Source organism: Amphritea balenae (assembly GCF_003858655.1).
Classification (GTDB): Bacteria; Pseudomonadota; Gammaproteobacteria; order Pseudomonadales; family Balneatricaceae; genus Amphritea; species Amphritea balenae.
Genome location: NZ_RQXV01000004.1, coordinates 63,744 through 90,519 on the forward strand (window position 1 = coordinate 63,744; position 26,776 = coordinate 90,519).

18 protein-coding genes are annotated in these 26,776 nt (G+C 48.2%); 13 read left to right on the forward strand and 5 right to left on the reverse strand.

All coding sequences use genetic code 11. From position 1 onward, the window contains the following. Nucleotides 1-26 precede the first annotated feature (26 nt). Both EHS89_RS08700 and EHS89_RS08705 read left to right on the forward strand, forming a co-directional pair. Nucleotides 27-2,834, forward strand: coding sequence for a cache domain-containing protein (locus EHS89_RS08700; protein ID WP_229753739.1), 2,808 nt, complete (start codon nt 27-29; stop codon nt 2,832-2,834). Further along, entirely contained in the window at nt 2,824-4,980 is a 2,157-nt protein-coding gene (locus EHS89_RS08705; protein WP_124925763.1) for a two-component system response regulator, read from the forward strand. Before EHS89_RS08700 ends, EHS89_RS08705 begins: the two co-directional genes overlap by 11 nt. Nucleotides 4,981-5,297: 317 nt before the next feature. Here EHS89_RS08705 and EHS89_RS08715 read toward each other — a convergent pair whose 3' ends face one another. Next, the gene (locus tag EHS89_RS08715) at nt 5,298-7,814 is read right to left on the reverse strand and encodes a methyl-accepting chemotaxis protein (protein ID WP_170167457.1); all 2,517 of its coding nucleotides are present in this window, start codon (nt 7,812-7,814) and stop codon (nt 5,298-5,300) included. Between the two features lie 372 nt (nt 7,815-8,186). Here EHS89_RS08715 and EHS89_RS08720 point away from each other — a divergent pair, with 372 nt between their 5' ends. From EHS89_RS08720 to EHS89_RS08760, 9 genes are all read left to right on the forward strand, one after another. Then, entirely contained in the window at nt 8,187-8,480 is a 294-nt protein-coding gene (locus tag EHS89_RS08720; RefSeq protein WP_124925766.1) for a PepSY domain-containing protein, read from the forward strand. A 5-nt stretch (nt 8,481-8,485) separates the two neighbouring features. Beyond that, complete coding sequence (locus EHS89_RS08725; RefSeq protein WP_124925767.1) at nt 8,486-9,160, forward strand: response regulator transcription factor; 675 nt, start codon at nt 8,486-8,488, stop codon at nt 9,158-9,160. Then, entirely contained in the window at nt 9,157-10,518 is a 1,362-nt protein-coding gene (locus EHS89_RS08730; protein WP_124925768.1) for a sensor histidine kinase, read from the forward strand. Before EHS89_RS08725 ends, EHS89_RS08730 begins: the two co-directional genes overlap by 4 nt. Further along, complete coding sequence (locus tag EHS89_RS08735) at nt 10,508-11,155, forward strand: hypothetical protein (protein WP_124925769.1); 648 nt, start codon at nt 10,508-10,510, stop codon at nt 11,153-11,155. The genes EHS89_RS08730 and EHS89_RS08735 overlap by 11 nt, the downstream gene beginning before the upstream one ends. A gap of 5 nt (nt 11,156-11,160) precedes the next feature. After that, entirely contained in the window at nt 11,161-12,222 is a 1,062-nt protein-coding gene (locus EHS89_RS08740) for a P-loop NTPase family protein (protein WP_124925770.1), read from the forward strand. Continuing rightward, a complete protein-coding gene (locus EHS89_RS08745; protein ID WP_170167458.1) occupies nt 12,200-13,840 on the forward strand; it encodes an ATP-binding cassette domain-containing protein in 1,641 nt (546 codons plus the stop codon). The genes EHS89_RS08740 and EHS89_RS08745 overlap by 23 nt, the downstream gene beginning before the upstream one ends. Then, the gene (locus tag EHS89_RS08750; protein ID WP_124925772.1) at nt 13,827-14,705 is read left to right on the forward strand and encodes an alpha/beta hydrolase; all 879 of its coding nucleotides are present in this window, start codon (nt 13,827-13,829) and stop codon (nt 14,703-14,705) included. Before EHS89_RS08745 ends, EHS89_RS08750 begins: the two co-directional genes overlap by 14 nt. Beyond that, entirely contained in the window at nt 14,641-15,033 is a 393-nt protein-coding gene (locus EHS89_RS08755; protein ID WP_124925773.1) for a hypothetical protein, read from the forward strand. Before EHS89_RS08750 ends, EHS89_RS08755 begins: the two co-directional genes overlap by 65 nt. A gap of 154 nt (nt 15,034-15,187) precedes the next feature. Beyond that, on the forward strand, nt 15,188-15,604 hold the full coding sequence (locus EHS89_RS08760; protein WP_124925774.1) for a universal stress protein: 417 nt from the start codon (nt 15,188-15,190) through the stop codon (nt 15,602-15,604). A gap of 125 nt (nt 15,605-15,729) precedes the next feature. Here EHS89_RS08760 and EHS89_RS08765 read toward each other — a convergent pair whose 3' ends face one another. The 4 genes from EHS89_RS08765 to EHS89_RS08780 all read right to left on the reverse strand — a co-directional run bounded on the left by EHS89_RS08765 (nt 15,730) and on the right by EHS89_RS08780 (nt 23,448). Further along, on the reverse strand, nt 15,730-16,206 hold the full coding sequence (locus EHS89_RS08765) for a BamJ family beta-barrel-assembly machinery protein (protein ID WP_124925775.1): 477 nt from the start codon (nt 16,204-16,206) through the stop codon (nt 15,730-15,732). A 57-nt stretch (nt 16,207-16,263) separates the two neighbouring features. Continuing rightward, nucleotides 16,264-18,369: a sensor domain-containing protein gene (locus EHS89_RS08770; RefSeq protein ID WP_124925776.1), complete on the reverse strand. Its 2,106-nt coding sequence runs from the start codon at nt 18,367-18,369 to the stop codon at nt 16,264-16,266. A 366-nt stretch (nt 18,370-18,735) separates the two neighbouring features. Further along, nucleotides 18,736-21,999 carry a cation:proton antiporter domain-containing protein gene (locus tag EHS89_RS08775; protein ID WP_124925777.1) on the reverse strand — a complete coding sequence of 1,088 codons (3,264 nt, stop codon included), beginning with the start codon at nt 21,997-21,999 and terminating at the stop codon, nt 18,736-18,738. Between the two features lie 117 nt (nt 22,000-22,116). Next, nucleotides 22,117-23,448: an ABC transporter substrate-binding protein gene (locus EHS89_RS08780; protein WP_124925778.1), complete on the reverse strand. Its 1,332-nt coding sequence runs from the start codon at nt 23,446-23,448 to the stop codon at nt 22,117-22,119. Nucleotides 23,449-23,682: 234 nt separating this feature from the next. On the opposite strand from EHS89_RS08780, the gene EHS89_RS08785 reads away from it, so the two are divergent. Beyond that, nucleotides 23,683-25,452: an adenylate/guanylate cyclase domain-containing protein gene (locus EHS89_RS08785; protein ID WP_124925779.1), complete on the forward strand. Its 1,770-nt coding sequence runs from the start codon at nt 23,683-23,685 to the stop codon at nt 25,450-25,452. A gap of 48 nt (nt 25,453-25,500) precedes the next feature. Continuing rightward, complete coding sequence (locus EHS89_RS08790) at nt 25,501-26,667, forward strand: ABC transporter substrate-binding protein (RefSeq protein ID WP_124925780.1); 1,167 nt, start codon at nt 25,501-25,503, stop codon at nt 26,665-26,667. The last annotated feature ends 109 nt before the right edge of the window (nt 26,668-26,776 follow it).

The window sequence follows — 26,776 nt, forward strand, 5'->3', positions numbered from 1 at the left end:
TATTAATTTTTTCTGCCGCTAGCTTAATGTATTTTACCCAGCGAGATGTGGGTCAGGCGATGTTAACGGCAGAAGAAAAATCTGCTCGCAACGTATTGCAGCTGGCCGATCTGAATATCCGGGCCGGTTATGATCAACTGATCTCTGAGAAAGTAGAAATACTGTCCAAAATTAAAACCGATATGCGCCAGTTCACGGGACTGGGTCAGTCAGTACTGCACAGTTATTCCCAATTGTCTGATGATCAGTTGATTAGCCAGGCTGCTGCACAGCAGCAGGCTGTAGACTGGTTGCAGAGCACTAGTATAAACAATGGTGATCTGATTCTGTTTAATGCCAGCGGCGATATCATTAGCTCAACTGATCCTGCGCTTATTAATACTTCTATCGCTGGTTTAAGAGATTTGAAAGGGCGTCAGCTACAACGAGCGATGCGCTATGATCATCTGAGTGAGACGGGCGATACTGGTATTTTCTTTTGGCACAAGCCTGGGCAGCCGGAAGGTGAAAAGTATATGGGCCACTTTATCTCAATTGAGAACTGGGCCTGGACGCTTGCGATAATTGTTAATTTTGAAGATGTAGAACAGGAAAGTCAGCGAAAAATGGCGCTGATAATCGATGCGCTTACAACAACCTTCAGTAAACTTCAGGTCGCTGAAACCGGCTATGCATTTCTGTTTAGCGGCCAAAAAGAGGTGCTGATAAAGCCTCCCTTACAAAGTCTGCAGGGCGGTATAACAACACGGGATCTGGACTGGAATCAATCATCATTGTTAGATGAGATTATTGCAACTTATCGACAGGGAGATCGGGCCATTGTTTATCAGGGGCCGTTTACTGGTGAGCGAAAAGTTCAGATCTATATCAGCTATTTTAAAGCCTTCGACTGGTATTCAGTGGTGGTTGTACCGGTAGAAGAGATCGCCGCACCTGGCCGTGATGTAGTGGCCAGTCAGAGTATGATTATTGCGTTGATCTTTCTGTTCAGTATTGGTGCAGCCTTCATACTTGTGTACCGAATGGCTAAACCATTGAATACCCTGGCTTCCTATGCCAAAGCGCTGCCAGATCAGAATTTCATGAAGCCTAATAGTGACAGTAAAACGATTCAGCAGTTAGCCGTAAAAAATAGGGATGAAGTAGGTCGGTTGGCTGACTCATTTCTGTTTATGGAGATGGCGATTCGCAGCACTATTCAGGAAGTACGCAAAGAGAAAGAAACCGCTATTCAGGCCAATAAGGCTAAGAGTGAGTTCCTTGCCACAATGAGTCATGAGATTCGTACACCGATGAACGGTGTGCTGGGCATGACCGAGCTGGTGATGGAAACCAAGCTGACAGAAGAACAGCTTCGATTTATGCAGATGATCCGATATTCGGGGGAAGGCCTGCTGGATATTATCAATGATATTCTGGATTTTTCTAAGATTGAAGCCGGTAAGCTGCAACTGGATTATCAGCCCTATAAACTCAGCGATCTCATTCAGACACAGTTTGAAATACTGGCGACACAAGGGCGACAAAAAGGGCTTGATCTTAGTTGTGACCTGCCTGCTGAGATGGATACAGTGGTATTAACCGATGCGATAAGGTTACGTCAGATTCTGACCAACCTTATCGGCAATGCCATTAAGTTTACCCGGCAAGGTTCGGTAGATATCAAGGGCGTTATCTTCGAGCAAACAGACGAAGAAATCTCAGTGCAGTTACGGATCACTGATACCGGTGTGGGTATTTCACCTGAGCACCAGAGTGTAATTTTTGATTCTTTTTCTCAGGCCGATGGTTCCACAACGCGTAATTTCGGCGGCACAGGGTTGGGGTTGGCAATATCCCGCCAGTTGATCGAGATGATGGGCGGTAGTATCGATTTTATCAGTGAGCTGGGCTCGGGCAGTACATTCTGGTTTGGGTTAAAGCTGCGTAAAACGGACCAGTCTCCATTACTTGGTTTGCCACAAAACAGTGATGCTCCGGTTGCAGAAAAATTACAGGGCCGGATATTGTTGGTTGAAGATCATCCGGTGAATCAGGAGTTTGCGCTGCAGGCATTACATAGCTTAGGCGTATCGGTGACACTGGCTAAAAACGGACAGCAAGCGTTGCAGTGTCTTGAACAGGAGTCTTTCCACCTGGTGCTTATGGATTGTCATATGCCGGTGATGGATGGTTATCAGGCTACCACTCGTATCCGACAAATAGAGCAACAAGAAAATCGTCCACATTTACCTGTTATTGCGTTGACGGCCAATGCGATGAAAGAAGATCGTGAACGTTGTTTGACGGTTGGTATGGATGACTATCTGGCCAAACCATTTAATCAGCGTCAGCTTGCCGGGTTATTAAAAAAATGGCTCAGAGGCGATATCAAAAATACCGGGCTGAATGAGCTACAGCAGGATGAGCCTTTATTTGAGGAACCTCAGCCTGATGCAATTCAGCTAGATGATGGGCTGTTGGATGAGATGCAGTTGGATGAACCTTTGCAACAAGAGGTTATCGAGCAATTAAGGGAGATGGATCCTGAAGAAGCTTTTTTACAGAAGATCATTACGGCTTATCTGGAAAAATCACCTATCGATATCAGCCAGTTGCAAGCGGCCCAGTCCGCTTCTGATGCTGAGGCCCTGAGAATAGCAGCGCACAGTTTCAAATCCAGTAGCTACAACCTGGGCGCCCAGGTACTGGCCGAGTTATGTAAAGAGTTAGAACAAATGGGCAGGGACCAGAATCTTGGCCAGGCAGATGATTTTATTAGCCTGATTGAAACTGAGTACCGTCGGGTAGAAAACGCATTAATTGAAATTCGGGACAGCGCCTATGTCAGCTAAACGTCAAGTAGTAAGTTCCCCAGAACGCTGTAAGGTGTTGGTGGTCGATGATGATCTGACCGCCAGACTGTTGGCTTCACAGGCTCTGGGTAGAGAGCAATTTGACGTTATTGTTGCCGAAGAGGGAATAACCGCGCTGCAGATATTTCAGCAGGAACAGCCAGATATTGTCCTGATGGATGTTGAGATGCCGGGGCTTAATGGTTTTGAGGTTTGTCGCCAGCTGCGCAATATGCCTTGTGGAAAACTCGTCCCTATCCTGATGGCCACCGGACAAGATGATATTGAATCGGTACGGGAAGCTTATGCCGCTGGAGCTACCGATTTTGTGACCAAGCCTTTTAACTGGCAGATATTGGGGCATCGTTTGCGCTATATGATTCGTGCCAGCAATATCACAGAGCAACTGCATGAACTGCAGAAAAGTGAAGTGCGGCTCGGTAATGCCCAACGTATAGCCAGGATGGGGAACTGGGAATGGAACCTGAAAACAGGCGAGTTGTACTGGTCAGATCAGTTATTCAGCCTGTTAGGCATTCAGCGGGGAATGGCTAAAGCGGGTCTGAAAACGTTTCTACATAGAATCCCCCTACGTGAGCGAAGTCAGATTCACCATTGGCTTAAAGAACTGATTGCTTCAAATGAATCAGGTTTTGCTTCAGGTATTAAACACCGGGTTTCGGTAGCAGAGGGGCTAATGCTAGATGTCCAGCATCAGGCGGAAGTCTTTTGCGATGAGGATGGCTCTGCGAAGCTTATTTCAGGCACGATGCTTGACGTTACAGAACTTAAAAAAGCGCAGGACCAGATTTTAAAACTAGCGCGTTTTGATAGTCTGACCGGCTTGTCTAATCGTAGTGTGTTTCGTGAACGGGTCCAGATGGCGATGGAACATGCTGAACGGCAGGGCTATCTGGGTGCTGTACTGTTTCTTGATCTGGATAATTTTAAACGTATTAACGATACTTTTGGCCATGGTATTGGTGACCTGTTACTGCAGGAAGTTGCCAAACGTCTGAATAGCTGTGTTCGAAATACCGATATGGTGGGGCACGATCAGAGTAGCTCCTTAGTGGCCCGTTTTGGTGGTGATGAGTTTACGGTGCTTCTACCTGAAATTAATCAGGTTAAAGATGCTGAACAGGTTGCCCGTCGGATTCTGGAGTCCATCGGACATCAAATTAACCTGGCGGGGCATGATGTGGTAGTTACCCCCAGTATCGGTATCGCTATTTTTCCACACCATGGTGAAAACGTAGATAGCCTGATGAAAAATGTCGACGCTGCTATGTACTATGTAAAACATGCAGGTAAGAACGGTTATGAACTGTTTGTAAAGTCGATGAATGTCGTTGCAAAGCGGCGGCTTGAATTAGAGAGTAATCTGCGAAAAGCGATCGAATTAAATGAGTTATCGCTTAACTATCAGCCACAGATCGATATGCAGACCAACCGAATCATCGGTGTAGAAGCGTTATTACGATGGCATAGTGAAGAGCTGGGTTTTGTCTCTCCGGTTGAGTTTATCCCGGTGGCAGAAGAAACCGGGTTGATTACCCCTATCGGTGAATGGGTGATGCGTGAGGCTTGTGCTCAGGCCGTGCGCTGGCAAGTACAAGGCCTGCCGGAAATTCGAATGGCGGTTAACCTGTCTGTACGGCAGTTTGCCAAACAGAGCCTTGAAAAACAGGTAAACCAGGTCCTGTTGGATACCGGACTTCCGGTTCATTGTCTGGAGCTGGAGATAACAGAGAATATGATGATGGATGATGTAGAAGGTTCGGTTGAAACTTTGCATCGTCTTAAAGCGTTGGGTGTACAGCTGGCGATAGATGATTTCGGAACCGGCTATTCCAGTTTAAGTTACCTTAAACGCTTCCCTATTGACCGGCTTAAGGTCGACCGTTCTTTCATTACCCATGTGACAACAGACCCGGGGGATGCTTCTGTGACCCAGGCGATTATTGCGGTTGCTCATAATCTGGGGTTAAGTGTGACCGCCGAAGGGGTTGAGGAAGAATCTCAACTAGCTTTTCTTCGTGAACATAGTTGCGAAGAAGTGCAAGGCTACCTGTTTAGTCGTCCCCTTAAAGCAGATGACCTGGCGGAGCTGTTAGGATCAAATAACGGTTATATTCACCTCTGATATGGCGCGTCCAAATCCTAAAGGCCCGCAGCGAAAAGTTGATATTTACTGCGCTCGCTGTCGTACCCAACTGTTCCGTTATCGCAAGGGGGGGAAGGGGGCTCTGGTAAAGTGTTTTATCGAACGGATTGTAGAAGATTATACCGACACGCCCTGTGTCTGCCCTGGTTGTGGCGCCGAATTCGCTCGGCAGGCTCTTATAAGAGGAGTGCCCGCCTATAAGATGATAGGCGGGAAAGTGATCGTTAAGTAGTGAGCAGAGCAGTAAATGCTCAGGCTGTCATGGCTTAGGTAGTAATAATTCAGGCAGTAAATATTTAGTTCAGCACCTCTGCTTCGGGTGTTATCTCAGGCCTGTCCATACCTGCTTGTTCTTCCTCTGTAAAAGTAACAAAACGCTGCATCATCTGATCAAGCCCTTTAGCCTGATCATGAACTGATTCCGCCGATGCAGACATCTCTTCAACTAATGCCGCGTTTTGTTGAGTCATTTTGTCGATCGAGGTGACCGCCAGGTTAGCCTGGCTTATGCCGGTTGCTTGCTCCTGGCTGGCATTGGTTATCTGCTGTGTAAGCTGAGTTACCTCGTCAATACTATCAGCTACTTTTGTAAATGCGTCAGAGGACAAGTTAACCTGTTGGGTTCCGTCGTCAATAAGGTCTACGGTATCTTTGATCAGTGCTTTAATCTCTTGCGCAGCATTGGCTGATTTTTGAGATAACCCGCGAACTTCACTCGCAACCACTGCAAAGCCTCTGCCCTGGTCTCCAGCACGCGCGGCCTCGACCGCTGCATTAAGCGCTAACAGGTTGGTTTGAAACGCGATGCTATCAATTAACCCGGTTATTTCGTTGATCTTGTTACTGGATTGCTGAATTTCGCCCATTGCTCCAATCGCCTTTTCCATTACCTGGGTGCCCTGTCCGGTAATGAGTTTCGCCTGACTTGCCAGCTTATCCGCCTTATCCGCGTTCTCTGCGGTCATTTGAATTGCTCGACTGATTTGTTCGATAGTGACACTGGTTTCTTCTATCGCTGAGGCCTGACTCTGAGTTCGCTCCGACAGGTCATTATTACCGGTCGATATCTCTTGGGTGGAGTGGGCTACATCAGACGCTGAGATGCGTACCTCATTTACCAGCGATGAGATCGATTGCTGGCCATGATTGATGGCGGCTTTTAATTCACCGAAGCGTCCCAGATAGTTACCGTCAATAGTTGTTACCAAATTGCCCTGTGATTGAAGCTCTGCAACTGTCAGTACTTCACTGGTAGCATTTTTGATCGATTCAAGTGAATGGTTGAGATCCTGTTTTAGCTTATTTAACTGTCCCGGAAGCTCAGTTTCGATTCGCTGTTCAAAGTCACCGTTGGCCATCGCGCTCAGGGCGTTGTTGACCTCTCTGATCGCGTTACCAATATTACGCATAGCGTTTTGAGTTGCTTCGACCATATGCAGATAGTCGCCGGAAAGCTTTTCGTTAACCTCGGAATCAAAGCTACCATTGGATAAGCGCTGCATCAGTAAAGTCAGTGTAGCTATGCTGGATTGAGTTTGTTCAGCACTACTATTAATAGCCAGTTTCAGATCAGCCAGGTCGCCGCGCAGGTCCATGTTGACCCGACCGGAAAAGTCGCCTGCGGCCATTTTCTTCACCACTTTCTTGGTTTCAGTAAGGGCACCCTGCATGGCTTGTAACAGGTGGTTGACGGCATTGCTGGCGGAGCCAATTTCGTCATTACTTAAAACCTCGAGGCGGGCGGAAAAATCACCGTTTTGCTCAACTTTGCGAATAGTTTGGGCAAGACTAATTACCGGCAGGGTAATGCTGTCAGATATACGCCAGGCGATATAGGTAATACAAAATAAACCAAGCAGGCCGATTATCAGAATCCATATTTCCAGGCTGGTAACGGCGCTGAAAGCTTCTGATTCATGTATATCGACCAGTAATGCCCAGTTGATGCCGTCGACCTTTATTTGTGTATAAGCGGACAGAACCGCATCACCCTTATAATCTGCAACCAGCTTGCTAGCGGTTTCGCCCGCCAGAGCCGCTTTAGCTGCAGCTGTATTCACACTACCCATTTCAGGATTTGCAAATGAAGACACCACTGAGTGGTTTTCCGGATCCAGAAAAGTATCTGAGCGAAGCAGCAGGTCAGGACCAACCAGATAAGATTCTCCGCTATTTCCCATCCCCTCCCGCAAATTCATAATCGCATTAATAGGAGCCAGTGAGATCTGTAGCGCCACAATATATTGCAGTTGACCTGCATCATCGTATACCGGAGCGCCGGTAAAACCTGCTGGTGCTCCGTTACTTGGTGCGTAGGGTTGAATATCCATTAACGCATATTGGCCGGTATCCAGGATCTGACGGAAAAGCACGCCTAAGCTCGAGTCTTTATACGGACCGGTCATCAGATTGGTTTTATAATCGGCCTCTTTCATGATGCTGTAGGCAACTAAACCATTAGGTTCAATCAGGAACAGGTCGTAATATCCGTAGCTGTCATGATACTTTGCAAACAGGCTCTTATGATCCACACCTTTACTTTCAATAACCCCGGAGAGTGTTCCACTGTCCTGTAGGGTATGGACCAGTGCTGCCAGTCCCTCAGTGTCTCTGCGGCTTATGGCCAGAAAGTTTTCAATCTGGCTGGCTTTTATACCACGCACCGCTTCTAACTGATGGTAACTTTGCTCGGACAGGGAATGGCTTGCTTTGTACACGGCGACAAAGGCAAGAATAGCGAAGGGGATCAGGCCAATTAACAGACAGCTGACTAATAATTTGTTACGGATATTGAGGTGCTTAAAAACCTTCATGTTGATCTCCATATTCCCTGAACCTTTTTGATCGCTTTATCTGTTACCGATGTCGGGCACGATGCAGGCATTGGCCGGTATTTTTAAGGTGATGCGTTATCAATAATGTGCGATGTATTTCAGATGAGATTGCAATTGATTATTGATCAGGGTTGATCAGTAAACAAAGCTAAGCGCTGGGTAACCTGCCCAAAGTGAGCATTCGTAATATCAGGTGCAGACTTCCGAAGACTCAGGCTATCTGACTAGTCGCGTCCTCTTTTTGGGTAATTAATAGTTTCTTTTTAAGTTTCATTTAATTTTGTCAGGCTAAACTGCGGCTTAATAATAGAAAGTGCGAATTCGTATATGGGTTTCTTATCCCGAGTATTAATGATTTTTTTCATTCTACTGAGTAACCAGAGTGTATGGGCTGATCCGCAGGATGAGATTGATCCGGATCAGGCTGCAGAGTGGGTGGCGAGTGGCTTTATTATTTCTTTAGATAAGTTATTTGAGATGCATGAGTTTCTTAACACATCCCGTCTACTTGATCTGGAACTGGAGCAAGAGCCTGGTGAGCCGATCATTTATGAAATTGAAGTTCTACTCAAAAATGGATACGTCGGTGAGTATGAAATTGATGCGAAGACCGGTGTGTTATTACAAGAATCATTTAACGAGTAAGCGTGATGCGGATTTTACTGATTGAAGATGACATCCGGTTGGTTGAGAGTATCAAGAGCTTTCTTCAGGCGTCAGCTTTTATTGTTGAAGCTTGTCATGACGGTATAAGCGGTGGTTTCTTGATTCGAGAGGGTGGTTTTGATGCGGTTGTACTAGATCTTGGTTTACCTGAAAAAAACGGATTGGCTGTATTGCAAGAGATACGAGCCGAGCAGGTTGCGGTCCCGGTATTGATTCTTACGGCAAGGGATAGTTGGCAGGAGCGTGTAGATGGTCTTAAAGCTGGCGCGGATGACTATCTTGGTAAACCTTTTCATTTAGAAGAGCTTCAGGCTCGTTTAGAAGTATTGATTCGACGTAATTATGGTCATGTTAGTCAAAAGCTAGAATTGAATGGTGTGAGTTTGGATCTTGATACTCAAATAGCCATTGCTGAAAGTGGAGAGCTACATGCGTTGACTGGGATTGAATTTCGCTTACTGCGTTGCTTGCTAATGAATCCTGGAAAGTTGATGAGCAAAACGCTGATTAGTGAACAGGTGTATGAAGAGGAGCATTTACGGGACAGTAATGTCATTGAAGTATATGTAAACCGCTTGAGGCAGCGTTTTGGCAAGCAATTTATTCGAAATCGGCGAGGTCAGGGGTATTACCTGGCAGAACAGGAGAGGGAATTGTGAAGAACGCGACGCCATCTCTGGAACGGCGAATTAGGCATGGTCTGATTCTTCTGATGGTACCGGCTTTTATTGTAGTGTTGTTTTTTCTGCATACGGCCATGAATGGTATAGCGAGGGAGTATATGGTCGCTAGGCAGCAGGACGATGCTAATAACATTATTGCTGCATTAGTGCAGGAAGCTGGGCGTTGGACGATCGATGAAAGCCGGGTGTCTTCGGTTTATAAACGAGTGCGCACTGGTCATTACTATATTGTGCGTTGGGATAGTGAAGAGATTCGTTCTCGTAGTTTATGGGATCTGAAGCCAGAAGTGATGCTGTTACAACCCGGCGAAGTTCAGCATTTCGAGCAAGCAGGGGCTGGTGATGAAAGCTGGTTAGTGTGGCAGGAGGGGATTAAAAAGGGTAATCAGAATTTTACGCTCTGGTTAGCTGAAGATATCTCTATCTTTAATGCCCGTCAGAATGAATATGGTAACTACCTGTTGATATTGCTAGGGGTGTTGACGGTTCTGATATTACTGTTGCAACGTCATATTATTCGTTGGGGGTTTGCTTCGCTGAACCCTTTACAGGAACAGATAATTCAGGGGCAGATGAGTGGTGCTGTCAAAGTTACTGAAGATATACCGCTTGAGGTAAGGCCGTTAGCCAATGCGATACAGAAGTTGGTTGAGCACTCAGGTAAACAGATTAGCCGTTCCAGAATGGCTACGGGGAATCTGGCTCATGAGCTGAAGCTGCCACTGCAACACTTACAATTGTTGGCTGATAAAGAGCAGTCAGGTAGTAACCGGGACAACTTACAAGAGATTTATGTACAACTGAAGCGCCGTATCGACAGTGAGTTAAGGCGGGCAAGAATATCGGGATCACCAGCCCCAGGCGAACGATTTAATCCGCAAGAAGAGATACCGTATCTGGTGAAACTGGTTAGTCAGGGCCGTAGCGATGCAGTAAAGCTGAATATGGAACTGCCTGACCAATCAATCCCGTTTGACCGTGACGATATGTTGGAGCTAATAGGAAATCTTCTTGATAACGCCTGGCGATTTGCAAAGTCATGCATTGAACTTTCCATATCGGTTGACCGGGGGGATTGGGCAATAAGTATCGCTGATGATGGGCCGGGAATTCCGGAATCAAAAGTTTCAATATTACAGCAGCGGGGCGTTCGGGCTGATGAACAAAGTGACAGTAACTATGGTTTAGGGTTGGCAATCTGTCGCAGCGTCGTGCAGAGCTATAGTGGAATATTTGAGCTTAAGAGCAGCCCTCTTGGGGGGCTGCAGGTACTGATAAGAATTCCGCAGCCAGGTGCCGGTTGTGTGGTAAAGGAGAACAATAATGAACCGTAATAAACTGATAAAGGCCTGTGCCTGGATCCCCCTTGCTTTCCCCCTGAGCCTGTGGGCATCACTCGAACCCGGGAGTGTGGTGATTTATTCTGATGGGGATGTTAAAAAACTGTTACAGCGGGATGAGCAGTCAACCCTCTGGGAAGATCAGCGTAAACGGCGATATAAACGTTCCTACCTGCCCTATTTTCCCGTCCTGGAGTATCGCCGTTTCGATGAACAATCCAGCGGTTACAATCAGTTCGTATCAGCGACCACTAATGTGGAATTGATACCTTTTAATAATGAGGATTACGTCCAGTTCAATCTGACCAGACAGGATCTTTATAAAGGTAGCAAGAAGAGATTGTGGCAATGCGCATATAGCGGTAATGGTCATTTCTCTCTGGGAAACAAAAAATACAGTACAGAGAAGTACCGTTGTAAGCGATTCTCAATTAAGAAAACCTTCACTTATCGGCTGAAAGAAGAGATCAGATTTTATTACTCACCTGAGTTGGACCTGGTGATGAAGCAGGTTAAAACAAATTCTGTGGGGGATAAATCCAGGGTTGAAGTGGTTCGTATTCTATCTCCTGAACGTGCAACGGCGAAAAGGATTGCCCGTGCAGTGTATAAGCAGAAAGCTGACAGGTAACCGTTATGAATAGTCGTATAGGAAAAGCAAAGCGTAGCTATATTACCCGGAATGTTGATCTTTCAACGGCTGCTCAGCTAAATCAACAAGTGCCGGTTAAAGGTGATTTGATGCTGGCCCGGGTCGATCGGATCAGACAGCATACCCGACTGGAAAATACTCAAGGTAGACGAGAGCACCTGTATCCTGGCGATGAAATAATTGTTGCTGCGTCAGACCGGTATGCCACAGGACAATTTTATGCCCGTGTGCCAGAGCAGCTGGGGGCTTGTCACTTGGTGGCCGCAGGAGGGATAGCGGCCGAAGTTATTCAGCGTAACAGAGGTATCAAAGCGGCGACTGAGATTACAACCTTGGGTGTCCTGTGCGATTCACAGGGCGCGGTGATTAATCTGAGTCGTTTTGCTCCACTTAATGATGTAAATGTTGATCTGATTAGTCAGAAGAAGGTGCCAACATTGCTAGTGATGGGAAGCGATATGGATAGCGGTAAAACCACGCTGGCCTGTGCTGCTGTCAATGGGTTGCGCCAGCTGGGTTACCGTATTTCTGCTACCAAGCTCACCGGCACAGGGGCGGGTCCGGATTACTGGCGTATGCATGACTCGGGCGCCGATCGGGTAGTGGATTTTCTGGATGCTGGTTTTCCTTCGACAGTGGGGTTAGAGGCGCACCAGTTGGTGAGTCTGTTGCAACAGTTTAAAGCCGATGCTGTGGATTCGGGATCCGATATATTAATAGTTGAGGTTGCCGACGGAATTCTGCAGCCGGACAACAAAGCATTGCTTGGTTCTGATGCTTTCGTGAATGAAATTAGTGCCGCACTGATTGCAGCAGATGGAGCAATAGCAGCGACTATGACTACCCAGACAGTTTTGCAGGCTGGTATCAGTGTACTGGGTATTGGAGGGGTGATTAGCAAGGCGCCATTGAGCTGTAACGAGATGCAAGAAAGCCTTGGTTTACCGCTGTTAGGTTTGAGTGACTTCCATAAGGATGAATGCCGGGATTATATCCTTGGTAGTTTATTCGGAGCTGAATATTATGCTGCCGCGCATACTGGCTGAACGTCGCTGGCAGCAGCTTCTGTTATTGGCAGGAACAGGAATACTGCAATCGCTATGTCTGATCGCGTTGATCGATTGGGCACGTGATATTGCCATGGGTGATGTGGCGTTAATCAATAGCGGGCAGTGGTTAGTGGGTTTCCTGGCGATTATGTTGTTGGCAGCAGGGCGTTATATAGAACGCTTTTATGCTGAGATAATGGCGCAACGTTATATATATAGCCTGCGGCAAACTGTTTTTGATCACGCTCAACAATTATCGACAGAGGATCTTGATCTGCCCGGTAAAGGTGGTACTTTGCTACGCCTGACAGGTGATATGACCGCGATAAGGAACTGGATTGTACAAGGCATGGCGCCTTTGATCGTACTTGGTTTATGGCTACTGGTCTCATTGATTGCACTACTGCAGTTACATTACCTGTTAGCCGTTTCATTATTAGTGCCGCTACTCATGGGTGTAGTAGGTAACTATCTAATGGGCCGGCGGTTGTTTGTACAGTCAGAAAAACTGCGGCGCCACCGTGGCGTTATGATTCGAAATGTTACTGAGAAACTGCGTCACCTGAAACTGATCCGGGTATTCAATCAGCGTGGTAAAGAGTCTCGTTTATTTGCGCGTCAGTCCGGTCTTTTGGTTCAAAGCCAGATTCGTCGGGCCAGGATATCTGCCATTATGCGGGCGATGAATGAAGCGGTTTTGTTACTGGTGATGCTGAGTCTGATCAGTACCGGACTCTACCTGCAACAGCAGAATGCGTTGAGTGGCGAACTTATGGCGGTATTGATGACTGCCGGAATTTATCTGTTAGGCCAGCTAAGACGGCTTACCCGATTATATGAGTACTGGACCCTGCAAAAGGTCGCCAGTAAAAAATTAAATCAGTTTTTGAGTCGGGGGGGGCAACCCGATGGTTCACGACGCAGAAATAATCGGATTTTTTCTCTGGAATTAAAGCGAGTGCGCTGTATAGGTCGATTCAGCTCCCAGTCTTATCTTATTGAATCGCACAGCAGAGTGCTGCTGGGGGGAAGTCCAGGTAGTGGTAAAAGCACCTTGTTGTCGGTTATTGCCGGACTCACCACTTTTGAGCAGGGGAAAATTTTACTGAGCGGTCGGAATATCAACCGTTATCGGAATAGTTTTCTGAGTCAACAGATCGCGCTTGTCAGTGCAGACCTGCCCCTGTTGCGTGGTAGTTTGAAAAAAAATCTGTTCTATGGCGCCCGGAAGATAGATAAAGAGTACAACGACTTTGTAATGGAGCTATGCCGGTTGACCAGTAAGGAAGAGTTGCCGCTAGGGCTCCGCACCCGCATTGCAGAGGATGGTGCTAATTTGTCTGCGGGTTTGAAATACCGGGTTATGCTGGCCAGAGCATTGTTGCGTCAACCAGCGTTGATATTGCTGGATGATGATGTGGCTTTGCAAAGCCCGCTGATTCAGGACGTGATAGTTGATCTGTCAGGCTTTTTTGGCGGCGCCATGATTATTAACAATGAAGCTGAACGTTTGACTCAGATCTGTAATAAGCGCTGGGAATTGCGTAGTGAAAAATCACGGCGAACCGCAAAAAACAGCAATGTAATAGATATGGGGCGTTATGCCAAAGATTAGTGAACGGTTACCCGGGGCTGGGCAATTCCGACGTCTGATATTTCCGGCCATACCGGCAATGCCGGTGTGGCTTTATCAGCCTGTAACGTTAGTAAACAAACAGCGGATTATCGTCGCAGTACATGGTATATCCCGGGATAGTGAAGAGCAGGTCAGAGAGTATTGTCACCTGGCAGATCGTCTGGGTTGTTGGTTAGTTGCGCCTGAGTTTAGTGCACAAGCCTATCCCCGTTATCAACAGCTGGCCCGGGCCTCCGGTTATCCACGGGCTGATCTGGCTTTAAATAGTTTTCTGGCATTGTGGCGTGGTGTCGTTAGTCAGCCTGGGTTGAAAATGTATCTGGCTGGCTACTCGGGTGGTGCACAGTTTGCCCATCGATATGCCATGCATCATCCGCAACAAGTTGCCGCACTGGTACTGAGTAGTGCTGGTTGGTATAGCTTTCCTGACCGAAAACGGGATTACCCTTGTGGTATTGCAAATTCAGTAGGCCTCAACCGGGTGAGACTGAATGAGTTGCTGCAGCTACCTATGTTAGTCACCGTTGGAGAGCAGGATCTTGCTCGGGACGGCAGTTTACGCATATCGGTTACCCTGGACCAGCAACAGGGTAGTAACCGCTTTGAGCGGGCGGTGAACTGGAGTCAGGCGGTACGTAAGTTGCAACTGAAAAAATCATACCGGCCAGTGCAGTTGACGGTGCTGGGCGGGCAGTCACATAGTTTTATTAATAATATGCAACAGGGACGAATGGCAGAGCTGATTCTGAACTTCCTGCAGCAGAGTGAAGGAGAAAGAAATGAAAAGATTAGCTACCCTGTTGGCAGCGGCAATGCTGGCAAGTATTGCCGGATGTCAGGTTAAGCCAGATTCAGGCCTGTTAAATTCGGCAGAACTGCAGCATCTGTTCAGTAACAAGACAGTTGAATCTTATAATCTGATCAATGGCTCGACTAGTTTTACCTATTATGCCGAGGATGGACATGTGATCCAGCATCGTTACTGGGAGAAGCGTGTCGGTCGTTGGTCGATTGCTGATGATAAAATTTGCCTGAGCATGTCGGGAAAAAAAGAAAGCTGCCGAACCATGCAGTATGAAGGGGGGAAGTATTACAAGTATCGTGAAAGTAGCCAGGGAGAGCAGGAAAAAATTATCCGTTACCGACAATTTCTGGTTGGAAATCAGCTTTAATCTCTGTTGATAGGGTCAGAACGACTATATTTAAATTACAGTCGCTATAGGTGAACATTTATTCGGTCAGGGTAAGCATATCTACGATATTGATTTTTACTTGAAAAATATGTCCAACTGGTAATCAGTTGCAAAGGCTGGTCTGGAGGTTCTTATGTATCAGAGAATTATGGTGCCAGTTGACCTGGCCCATGTTGAGCAACTCGATAAGGCCCTCACCACCGGGGCTGATATGGCGAAGTTATACCAAATCCCGGTTTGTTATGTAGGAGTTACGGCAGCGTTACCTGGTAGTGTTGCTCATAATCCTGACGAATATGATGAGTTACTGCGGAATTTCACGCAGGATCAAAAAGAAAATCAGGGTCTGGCAGAAGTGTCATCAATGACTATCGTCAGCCATGACCCCGCGGTAGATCTTGATGAAAAACTGATGCAGGCAGCGCAAGACCTGAGAGCGGATCTGATCGTTATGGCTTCTCATAAGCCGGGCCTGATAGAGCATATCTTTGCATCTAATGCCGGCTATGTTGCATCTTATTCCACCGTTTCAGTGCTGGTGGTGCGTTAGCGGAGTTGCAAATAACTCCCTTACGCCTTTTTGTGCCTTCTTTGAGCGCCGATCTTTAAGCAGCTGTCTTTAAGCCTTTATCTTTAAGCTGCTATCTTTAAGCTCCTGTCCTTAAACCCTTACCTTTAAGCACTGATGGCCAGCAGTTCAATATCGAAGATCAGTACCGAACCTGGGGTAATGATGCCTGCGGACCCGTTACCATAGGCCAGGTCAGCCGGAATAACCAGGCGACGTTTCTCGCCTACAACCATGAGTTGTACCCCTTCACTCCAGCCCTTAATCACCTGATTTAAACCAAAGGTGATAGGTTCATCTCGCTCAACAGAACTGTCAAATACGCGGCCGTCAATCAGGGTGCCATGATAGTGCACAGTAACCCGATCAGATGCGATCGGGTTTTCTGAGCCACTTCCCTCGCACAGGACGTTGTGCTGCAATCCCGAACTGGTGGTTGTGACTTCAGGGTTGGCCGCGTTTTGTAACAGAAAGGCCTCGCCTGCAGCACGATTGGCCTTTGCTTGCTTTGAATTTGCTTTAATATTTTTAAATATTACAAAACCAACGCCGCAGGCTACGCATAGCAATAGAAATTCAGTCATAGATTAATATCTTATCGTTTAAAAAGTCAGTTACAGAGAGGCCCAGTTATCTGAACCTTATATATTTGCACCATAACATGAGACAGCAACTTGTTGGCGGAGTAATTTGGTTAGCTCGTCCGCAGGTAGCGCTTTAGCAAATAACCAGCCCTGGCCATAATCACAACCGGCATTGATGAGGATGTTTTGCTGCTCTTCGGTTTCGATACCTTCTGCGATCACCTTAATGCCCAGTTTGTGAGCCATGACGATGATTGCTTCACAGAGCGCCGTATCATTGCTGGTGCTTGTCAGGTTACGTATGAAAGTCTGATCTATTTTCAGGAAGTCAGCTGAGAAATCCTGCAGGTAAGCCAGTGAAGAGTAGCCCGTACCAAAGTCATCGATAGCGATCTTGAATCTGTCCTGGTGTAGACTTTCCAGTACAGATCGGGCCCGCTGGTTATGGTCCATCAGCAGGTTCTCAGTAATCTCAATGACCATCGCGTCCTTAGGTATAGCCATTTTCTCCAGCTGTAAAGCCCAGTCATCGGCCTGAATACCATCGTTTCTCAGCTGTAATGGTGAGACATTAATGCTTAACTCGAGATCACTGAATCCCAGTTTACGCCAGGCTTGTAACTGCTTGGCTGCAGTATGGAATACCCATTCGCCAATTCGAAGGATCATGCCAGTATCTTCTGCCAAAGGTATAAACTGGTCTGGAGCAGTTAATCCGTTAACCGGATGATGCCAGCGAATGAGTGCTTCTAACTTAATGATTTTACCCGTTTTCAGGTCCACGATCGGCTGGTAATAAAGCTCAAATTGATGCCGTTCAATGGCGTATCTCAGATCCCGCAGGGTATTTGATCGGGTTAATGCCTGTTCCTGCATTGCCGGGGTAAAGTAATGATATCGGTTTTGTCCGGCTTTCTTTGCTGCATACATCGCCTGATCAGCATTTTGTAGTAGCTGGCTCGGTTTAACACCATCATCTGGAAAAAGGGTAATGCCGATGCTGCCGGTGACAAAGGCCTGTTCATTAGCCAGTTGAACCGGCTTTTCAATAGCAGACAAAATGCTGTTAGCTATTTTTTCAATTTTTCGTGGGCTACCGATTGCGCTGAGAATGATGGCAAACTCATCGCCACTGAGTCTGGCAGCCAGATCAGAATCTCTTATGGTGCGGGTTAAGCGTTTGGCGATCTCTTTCAGCAGAATATCCCCCTGATCATGCCCCAGCGCATCATTCACTTCTTTGAAGTGATCAAGGTTGATAAACAGAAGCGCACCAGAAAGACCCGAGTCTTTGGTTTTGCGGTTTTCCAGCTTCAGGCTTTCAAGAAATAATCGACGGTTGGGTAGTTCTGTTAACAGATCATAATTTGCTTGCTGAAGTATGAGTGCCTCGGCCTCTTTTTTCTTCGAAATATCAGAAAACAGTGCAACTCTGCGATAAACACTACCGTCTTCATTGTAGATCGTGTTGATGACAAGCCATTCGGCATAAATTTCGCCGTTTTTTCGCTTGTTCCAGATTTCACCACTCCAGCAACCGCTTAGTTCTATCGTGTTCCACATCTTAGAATAGAATGTTGCACTGTGACGACCTGAGCTCAGGTATCTGGGGTTTTTACCTTGTAGTTCAGGTAGTGAATAACCGGTGATCTCTGTAAAGGCTGGGTTGATATCCAGTATTTGGTTATTTGCATCACTGACCATCATCCCTTCGCTGCTATTTTTATAGACCAGTGAAGAAAGCAGCAGTTGATCGTTATTTTTCTTCTGCTCAGTCTGATCAACTATCTGGCTGATGAAGCGCTTAACATTGCCTGAGCTATCAGGCTCAGCGACGATAGTCAGATAGCCGGGAATGACTCTGCCTGACTTATGCAGGTAGCGCTTTTCAATTCGTACAGGAGTGAATGGGTCGTTCTGTAAAGCCGCTCTGATTTGCTGGTTTACTTCAGCTTCATCAGGGTGCGAAATAATAATATGGGGGGAGTAAATTTCAGCTTCGCTATAGCCAAGCATCTGCCTTAACGCCGGGTTGGCATACTCAAAGCTGCCATCGGTACGTGACAACACCATAGGTACAGGAGTAGCGTCATAAATGGTTAATAGCTGCTCATCAATATCCGTATTACTGGCAGGCGTACTGTGCTGACAACTATTTACCATAAGCCTGATTCTGTTTTCAATATTCAGCGAATTTTAAACGCTTAAAGTTAGTAAGGGAATAGGTTATTCAAGAGAAAGCGGTGATTATTGAAACATAATAGACTATGTGTGACTGGCATCACTGATGTGGCATGTTGGCATTATATATTTTTTAACAGGCCCTGTATTTAAGATATTTTAGGTAATAATCTTATAACCGTATTAAGGCGTAAAATTATTATTCAGTTCAATGCTGTAGCCAGTCATAAATGCGATTATGAGCTGGTGTAAAGGAGGATGACCAAAAAACACCTAAGCCAGGGTTTCGCAAGGGTGGCTGGTCTAAAAGTGCTGGCAGGTATAAGCGCTAAACTATCCTGGCCGACTCTAGGGATCAAGCTTCTGGATCTGTATAAGCTTACGAATGTTAGCTTGCGCACTGGCCTCGTAGCGCTGACGGAAAAAGTCAGAGACGTAGAGGTGCTGACGGTCAAGCAGTGCCTGAAGAAACAAGACCTGTCGGTTTAAAAAATCGGCTTCTGGCATGTCGGGCGATTCGGCACGAATTGCTTTAGTGTCCTGCAGGCAATCTTGCCACGGCTGACCGAAACCGGACAGGTCAATGTCAACGGTGAACTGGCCATCCTGTGTTTTTGGTGTTTCCTTATGTCGGGTAAGCAGAATCAACTCAACCACTTCCTGTGCCAGTCGGGCATCGACCTGGTCGCCCATCCGGGCGATAAACAGGTCAGCGCTTTGCTGCTCATTATCCCGCGCCTTAGGGTTATATATTGCATCATGGAACCAGAGTGCCAGCTCAACGGCATCCGGTGTTTCCATATGCTCCCGGGCAAGGTCAAGTTCTCTCAGACAATGCGCGATGTGGCGGGCTGCATGATAGTGCCGATGAGGTTCGTTATACAGTTCGATCAGCTCGTTATAGAGGTGGGAAGCGCCGTCCGCTCTGCCTGAGTGGCTGCAGCGTGCATAAAGTGCACTGAAACGAGTTTTATTCATACAGTTCTCATGCGTCAAGCTTTGATCCTTCATTGGGGGCTCTGTGATTATCCGGGCGTCAGCAGGGGTGTTAGCCCGGTTGTTAAATAGTATAGCTGGATCTGTTGCATTATCTGTCTCCGGGGCCGTTACCTGATTATCGTTGTCTGGGGATATTTCGACATCGAGACGATCGCGGGCAATCCGGTTTATCTGTTCCTGCAGACTTGGGTTTTCTGCCAGTAGTTGCTGGAAGTCCTGACTCTGAAGGACCAGTAGCTGGCAGTAGGCCATGGCGATGACATCAGCATTCCGAGGAGCCTGTGTGAGTAATGCCAGCTCGCCAAAAAAATCACCACTGCCCAACAATACCGGATCAGGTTCGATGCGAACCTGAACCGCACCGCTGGATATGAAATACATCGCATCACCGGGCTCGCCTTTGCTGACTACCTGCTCACCTGGAACGAGTAGCAGGGGCGTGAGTAATTGAGCAATAGCGGTGACACGTTCCGCTGATAACGTGTTGAATAAAGGCACCCTGGCAACAAGTTTGTCAGGTTGTAGTCCCAGGTCCAGTTTTGGCTGGCGATCCAGTGCGCTACTGCGTTTGTCCAGATCCCGCACAAGGTCATTGAAAACCTCCTGGCTTATCACCCGATCATCAAGCATTCGGTGATAGCCAGCCTCCTCCTGGCGTAGGGCAACTCTCGCCAGATAGCGTCGCTGCAGGGTGTTGGCATAGTCGGGATACTGTCGTTCCAGAGCCTGTAGCGCCTGCCTTGTAGCATTCATGCGATTGTTTAAATGCGGTAAAAGACTGGCAGCGGGCTTTTCTCCCAGCAAGGAAGGCATTGTGGCCTGACTATATCCGATAAGTGCTGTCAGAACCGTTTCAGTTGCGCGCAATACTTCAAAACGGTCGGCCAATGATCGTGCCAGGGGCCAGCTTAACCCCAGCCGACGTTGCAGCATCAGAGTGGATCGTTGCATTGAACTGAAGCCCAGTTGTTTGGCTACAGTTTGTTGGTAGCCGGACAAGCCTTCCTCTTTGATACCGTCCAAAAGATCATCGACCTGGGCCATCAGAGTGCGGGTAATGCTGGCCGATATCAGTCCTCCGGAAAAACGTTCCAGATATAGTTCTCTTTCGTAATTGACCAGGGTTGCTAATCCAACCTGTTGCATCATCGCTTCGGGCAACTGACCGGCCTGCGTCATATCGGTTTCAATATTAGTTAAGCGTTGAAGGTATTCGGCCGCAACATCGGCTGCGATATGAGGGGAGATTCTTTCCTCTTCAGCGGCTTGCTCCAGTCCTTTGCTGATCTGGGATAGAGACAGAGCCATCACCCTGCTGCGAATTGCCTGTTCCGCTGCAGGCAGGCGGTCGAGCTTAAAGAAACGCATCATCATGGCCATTGTCGGGGCGTTGACGAATAATGTGAATAACACAAAGCCGGTGACTAATACGGCAATAAACTGCTGTACCTGGGGATCAATCCCCGGCGACTCCAGAATGACCAGTGCCAGGGCCAGTGAGACTGCTCCGCGCAGTCCGCCCCATAACATGACAGTGCGAAATGCCGGGCTGATTTGCTGTCCCCAGCCAAGCTTGTTCATCGAAGGCAAAACGCCAAATAGTACGAGTGTTCTGGCGGTAAACGCGGCGATAGTCAGTGCCAACAATGCGATAGCGCTGGTGCTGGAAAGTTCCGCCAGTATCTTCGGCATCAGTAATCCCACCAGAAAGAAGATCAGGGAGTTGGCCCAGAATGCGAGTTCTTCCCATGTTTCAGTTAACGCGTGCCAGGTTTTGGGAGACACCTGGGTACGGCCGAATGAGTTAATCATTAACCCGGCCGTTACTACCGCCATGACGCCGGACACATGTAGGTAATGCTCGGCCCACATGAAACTCAGGTAAGCGAGGCAGATGGTCAGGGTAATTTCGACCAGCGGCATGTTGCGCAGGCGACCGATAACTGTGGCGAACAGCCAGGCTGCGATCGATCCGACTAAAGCCCCACCGAAGAACACCACAAGAAACCGCCCGCTAGCCGAAAACAGGTTAGCCTCAACGCCTTCTGTCAGAATGGCGACCAGAATGGTGAAAACAACGATTGCGGTAGCATCATTAAACAGGCTTTCCCCTTCTACCAGAATGGTCAGCCGTTTCGGCGCACCCAGATTCTTAAAGATGGCTATTACAGCGATTGGATCGGTAGCGGAAACGATGGTGCCGATCAGTAAACAGATAATGAGCCCCATACCGGAAAGACTCCAGAGAGTAACTCCAACCAGCAGTGTTGAGATCAGTAATCCGATCACAGCCAACAGCAATATCGGGCCGATATCGGCCATCAGGTGGCGGGCGTTGATATTCAGGGCTGATTCAAAAATCAGTGCCGGCAGGAAGACAAAGAACACAACTTCTGATGTGATATTCAGGGCATTGAGTGCGCTCAGGAAGTCTCCCAGAATGGTTGAATGTTCGCCTTCCCCAAGGGTCATTGTGAGAATACCAAGTACGCTGCCGGCCAGGGCCAGGAGAACCGTGTAAGGGAAATTGATACGATTGGCCAGCGGCAGCATCAAACTGGCTACAGTGAGTAGTCCGACCAGACCCATAACCAAAAAGAATGTTTCATGCATGCTATTGGCCAGCGCTTGGGTCTATTCCGAAACCTGATTCCGGGAAAGATTTATAATGGCTGCTGGTGGCGAAAAGTATATGCATCGTATTAGCCTCATAAAAGGTAGCGTAAGTGCTTAGATCCAGGGGGGAGCACGGAAATTCTGCTCAGCATATACGGGCGGCCAGATTATCCTGCCCTGACCGCCAAATAGCTGCGCCATCGGGAAAAAGAAACCTTCCATGAACTTGCCGGTAACCACCTCGTGGGTCTCTTGCTCCCCGATCGTTGCCTCACTGACGAAACGGTAGCGGTTCCAGACTCCGCGATAAGGGGTTCGGTAGATCGCTTCTCTCAGCTCATCGAGGTTCAGGGTAGAGGCTGAGTTCAGTACCCTGATCGCCATTCGGGTGTAATCGTAATGTAAGCCAGCTGCAGCGATGCTGGGCGGTTGCTTAAATCTGGCCTGATAGCGGCGTACCCACCACTGTTGCCACAGGGCAATGGGCATGGCCGAGTCCATGGTGATTATAAAATCTGAGCTGTCAGCGGTTAATTCATACCAGTTTTCAAACCATCGCAAGCCATGAGCCAGTAGCAGGGCTTTAATTTTTCGTTGGTGGAACTGTCTGACAAAACTGGCTGCGGCGGCACTGCCGGTTGTCGTCATCGCGACCAGAGATACCTGCTCACGCTCATATCGGTCCAGCAGAGAATGAAAGTTGGTTTGTGTAAGTTCAGTCAGATCATAGGGGAGAGGTTCTAAACCTGCCTGCTTCAGACTATGACGCAGAGCATCTCCCCAACTTCTGCCGAAGGTGGAGTTTTCCACCATCACCGCCGCTTTATTATTTTTAGGCTGCCATAATCCCTTCTTCTGAAAATGCTGTAGCGGCTCACCATACAGCGCACTTACCTTTGATGGCGCGGGCCAGCCCTTAAACCAGCCCCGGTACATGCCGGGGGAAAGGCGCACTTTATCGGTTATCGCCTTTGATTCTCCAAGGTGACCAAGATGTAGGATCTGATAGGGGACTTCAGCATCCATAACCGCCAGCGCCACGGCTGAATGCCAGCCACCGAGTAGCAGGCTCACGTCATGCCGGGTAACAGCCCTGATCATATTATTAACCGCAGTGTCCGGATCTGAGGCGCTGTCGATCCAGACCAGATCTATATCCTGTAATTGATTGTCGACCGTTACCGGGACTTCTCCTTCAGCCCGGGCGTCTTCTAGCGCCATAATGGCACCTTGCCTGATTGCCTGCCCTGTTTGGCTGGCGGGTCCGGTAAAGGGGCCCATGACCCCTATCCTGATGGTCTTATTATCAGGTTGTGCCCGAAGCCGACCCGCAGGCAGAGCCAGAATCGCCGTGCAGCCTGCCAGTTGGAGTATACGGCGACGGGATAGCTGGCGTCGGAATGATCGGCTCAGGCCTGAACACTGCCCGGAACCCTTATCGTGCATCTGGGACTCCTCCCTGGCGTTACTGCTGACGCTTTATTCATTATCTATGTTGTCTCTCTGAATTGGCCTTTGCCTGGCTTCAATGCCCTTACTCTCTGCGTAAACCCCAGGCGTATTTATACTAATCTTAGCTCAGGCAAACGGTCCCGGCGTTGATTGGCCGCGGTATCGGGAAAAGTCCGCTACCCTTTAAATATATTTGGGAATGGATAATTTTAATGTGAGGCTAAAGGTATGGGGCTGCTGAAAAAGCATTTGAAGGCCCGGATGACAGCCTATTTCCTGTTTGTATCAATACCAGTGGTGATGTTTTTAGCCGCAGCGTCTTTTCTGCTGTCTGCGGATACACTTAAGGGGTTAGTTGTGGCCCGGTTTGATCTGATTGCCGATCAGAAGGAGCAGCAGATTAACCGTTTTATGGCCGATCAGATTGAGATAGTACAGGGGATCTCTGCTCTCGAAGAATTACAAAAAAACGTTCTTCGTTTGTTGCAACAGTCTCCCGGAACGATGGCCTATCGAGCGGCTTACATGAGAATGGCCGATAGCTTGTTTCGTTCGACCTTTCTTCATTATGGTGCTGCGGCAGGCTCGGACCTGACGGAGATCCTGTTGTTGAGCAAGACCGGAGGAGAGGTGTTCTTTTCAACTGATCCCAGCCATGAGGGAGAGTATCACCTCAGTTATGAGTATTTTATCCAGGGGCGGCGCAAGCCTTATATCCAGCCGATCTATCCATCATCGGATTTTGGTGCCGCAACCCTGACCGTGGCTACGCCCCTTCTGGGGCCTAACGAGGTGCCGGTTGGGGTACTTGCTGCGCATGTTCGCATACCGGTGCTAGTGGATATTGTCAGTCAACGTTCGGGGTTGGGAGAGCGGGGAGAATCTTATCTGGTTGATGCCCACAGCCGTTTACTGGCGACGGCATATTTTCGCGATGAAGCACAATCCCGGGGGGTACATAGCGAAGGGATCGATGCCGCAGTTAAAGGCAAAACGGGGTCGGGAATCTATCGCAACTATGCCGGGGAGCTGGTGGTCGGTAGCTATCGCTGGCTACCGGCGCTGGAGTTGGCACTACTTACCGAGATTCCTGTGAGTGAAGCGTTGCAGCCTGCTACCCGGTTGGCCAGGATGATGTTGGGTCTCGGCCTGTTGGCTGTGGCAATGCTGGCTGTGGGCATCTATCTGATTACCCGTCAGATCGCCCGTCCAATCCTGGCTGTTTCTGAAACGACCCACAAGATTGCTGCCGGCGATCTGAGCCAGCGAGCTCCGGTGTTGACCGAGGATGAAACCGGTGCCCTGGCGGATAACTTTAACCACATGATTGATCGCTTGAATAATACGCTTGAGGCGCTGTCAGTTGAGCAGCAGAAATCAGAGCAGCTGCTGCTCAATATTCTGCCGGAGCCGATAGCAAAACGCCTTAAAAAGGGCGAGGAAACGATTGCCGATAGTTTTTCAGAGGTGACAATTCTGTTCGCTGATATTGTTAATTTTACCCCTATGTCCGTTAACCTCCCGCCCCGTGAACTGGTTGGCTTACTCAATGAAATATTTTCCGAATTTGACCGGCTCAGTGAGCTGCGGGGGCTGGAGAAAATTAAAACCATCGGTGATGCTTATATGGTCGGTGCAGGGCTGCCAGTACCAAGAGATGACCATGCTGCTGTAATCGCAGATATGGCGTTGGATATGCTGGTAGTGATTGAAGATTTTAATCGTAGTCATGGCTCAGAACTTTGTATGCGGATGGGGATTAACAGCGGTTCAGTGGTCGCTGGTGTGATAGGTACTAAGAAGTTCATCTACGATATATGGGGTGATGCCGTAAATACTGCCGCCCGGATGGAGTCTCAGGGCCTGAAGGATAGGATACAGGTAACAGAGGCTACTTATAACTACCTCAAGGATCAGTATAACTTTGAAGATCGTGGCCTGATCGAGGTCAAAGGCAAAGGTAAAATGCACACGTATATCCTGCAAGGGCATAAGTGATCGCTGCGCAATATCGCTTCTGAACAGGTGGCGATATGGGAGTGTTGTATGCACAAGTGGACCAGAATAATTCGATTAATGGTACTGGCTTTGCTGAGCCTGACTTTGGCTGGATGTAGTGATCAGGAAAAGCAGGCTACTGAACTGCGTATCGGCCTGATTGCTCCAATCACCGGGCCACTCTCTAAAGTAGGTCAATCCTCAGTAGAGGCTGCCGAACTGGCCGTGAAAGAAATTAATAATGCTGGAGTACTGTCAACCTTGGAGGGGGCTGTCAGAGTGGTGCTGTTGATAGAAGATAGCCAGGATCAGCCGGCGATGGCCGTGAGTGCGGCCTTAACGCTGATTAATCGTGACCGTGTTAACGCAATTGTTGGCCCTCAGGTGAGCCGCAATGCTATTCCCGCTGCCAGGGTGGCTGAACGGGCACAAATACCGCTGATCAGTCCGGGTTCAACCCACCCCGATACCACCCGTGAAAAAGCCTGGGTGTTTCGGGTGGCCTTTATTGATACTTTTCAGGGCAAGGTTATGGCGCGGTTCGCTCACGAAGAGCTGAACCTGCAAAAAGTTGCTTTGTTGTTCGATATTACGAGCGAATACAATCAGGGCCTGGCTGAAGTGTTTAAAGCCACCTTCGAAGAATTAGGCGGAGAGGTGGTGGCGTTCGAGCCCTATACCCGGGATATGCCGGATGTTAGCGAACAGCTGGCCCGGATAAGCCTGAGTGAGAGTCAGGCGTTGTTCCTGCCCAACTACCATAATGAGGTGCCCGATCAGGTACGTCAGGCTCGGGCAGCAGGCCTTCAAACACAACTTCTTGGTACTGACAGCTGGGCTCAGATCCCCACCGTTTATCGCCGTATTGTCGAGGGTGCGTATTTCAGTACCCACTACACCAGCACGAGCACCGATCCAATGACTCTGGGATTTATCGCCCGCTATCGGCAAGCATATGATCGTACTCCGGATGATATTGCCGCGCTGACCTATGATGCTTTCGGCTTATTAGTTCAGGCTGTTCAAAATCAGGCCAGCATCGATCCCGGGTCTATCCGGGATGGTCTGGCGAAAAACGATAACTATCAGGGTGTAACCGGCAATCTGATCTATCGTGGCTCCGGAGATCCGGTAAAAAGTGCCGTCGTCATGCAAGTACGCGATGGCCAGTTCCTGTTCCACTCCAGAATAGAACCCGCAAAATCTGCCGATTGAATATAGGTCAGTTCTAAACGCCAGAGTAAGAAAATGGTTATGGCAGTTGATTTAATACTTCAACTATCTACTTAAAGGAGGAGATGAGGCTATGCTTAAAAAGCTAAAG